Annotated in this window: 1 protein-coding gene and 1 pseudogene; both read left to right on the top strand. The window is 74.6% G+C overall.

Annotated elements, in window-relative coordinates:
• A pseudogene (locus AB0I76_RS29890) lies at positions 1–361 on the top strand (MFS transporter); the annotation flags it as partial.
• A gap of 58 nt (positions 362–419) precedes the next feature.
• Positions 420–1,259, top strand: coding sequence for a GNAT family N-acetyltransferase (locus AB0I76_RS29885; protein WP_357042468.1), 840 nt, complete (start codon positions 420–422; stop codon positions 1,257–1,259).
• Positions 1,260–1,420 lie beyond the last annotated feature (161 nt).

Raw genomic sequence — 1,420 nt, 5'->3', positions numbered from 1 at the left:
GCTGTTCGCCGCGAGCGCCGGCCTGCCCACCGTTGCGGCGGTCGCCCTGCTCGCGGCCGGCGCCCTGGCGCACGTCGTGGGGGAGCTGTGGCAGTCCGCCGCGGGGTGGGGCGTCTCCTACGGGCTGGCGCCGGAGAACGCCCACGGCCAGTACCAGGGGGCGTACAGCATGGGCTACGAGGTGGGGAAGATGCTCGCCCCGGTCGTCGTGACCGCTCTCGCCATCGGTTGGGGCGTACCGGGTTGGTTGCTGCTCGGCGGTCTCTTCCTGCTCCTCGGCGCGCTGGTGCCGCCGGTGGTGCGGTGGGCCGCCCGCGGCCGGGCCACGACGCCGGCCGGCTCCGCGGTACCCGTCAGCTGAGAGTTCGGCTCGCCACTCCACCCACGCGGGCCCGGGGGGATCTGGCAGGCTGGTAGTCGTGCTGACGGTGCCGGTACGGCAACTGGGGGAATCGGAGCGCCGCGCGGTCGAGCGTCTGCTCGACCTGGACCCGTTCGCGGGCGCGCAGGTCGCCGAGCGGATCGCCGCGCGTGGCCTCGCCTGGTGGCGTGCCGAGGGGCGGGTGCTGGGCTACGGCACCCGGCGCAACGTCGAGTCGCTCTGCTGGCTGGGCGGCAACCTCACCCCGGTGCTCGCCTCGGAACCGGCCGTCGCCGCCTTCGCCGACCTGCTCGCCAGCGAGGAACGGCTCTGCTCGTCGATCGTCGGCCGGGCCGACGCCGTGCTCGGCCTCTGGGACCGCCTCTCCGCGACCTGGGGGCCCGCCCGGGACGTACGCCCCAACCAGCCGTTGCTGGCGACGGACACCATGCCCGGCGTCACGCCCGACCCGGAGGTGCGCCGGGTGCGCGGCGGGGAGGTCGACCGGCTCTTCCCGGCGGCCGTCGCGATGTACACCGAGGAGGTCGGGGTGTCGCCGCTGGCCGAGGACGGCGGGCGCAGCTACCGGCGGCGGGTCACCGACCTGGTTCGGGCCGGTCGGGCGTACGCCCGGTTCGTCGATGGTCAGGTCGTGTTCAAGGCGGAGCTGGCGGTGGTCACCCGGCGGACCGCCCAGGTGCAGGGGGTCTGGGTGGCCCCGGAGTGGCGGGGGCGGGGGATGGCCACCGCGGCGATGGCCGCCGTGGTGCGCGACGCGCTGCAGCGGGTCGCGCCGACGGTCAGCCTCTACGTCAACGACTTCAACTGGCCCGCCCGACGGGTGTACGAGCGCTGCGGGTTCCGTCCGGTCGGCACCCTCGCCACCGTCTTGTTCTGACCAGGATCTGCGGAAAGACCGCTGGCCGGCACCCGTGTTCGGGTGCCGGCCAGCGGTGTGGTTGCGGGTCAGCTGTTCCAGTGCTCGGTGACGAGGTCGGCGGCCTGCTGCTCCCACTGGGCGTAGTGGTCGGGGTAGGCCGAGACCTGGACGGTCTGGGC

The organism is Micromonospora sp. NPDC049799 (genome assembly GCF_040656655.1).
Lineage (GTDB): Bacteria > Actinomycetota > Actinomycetes > Mycobacteriales > Micromonosporaceae > Micromonospora.
Note: the sequence above shows the minus strand (reverse complement) of the source record. Positions and strands in the feature narration are given on the sequence as shown.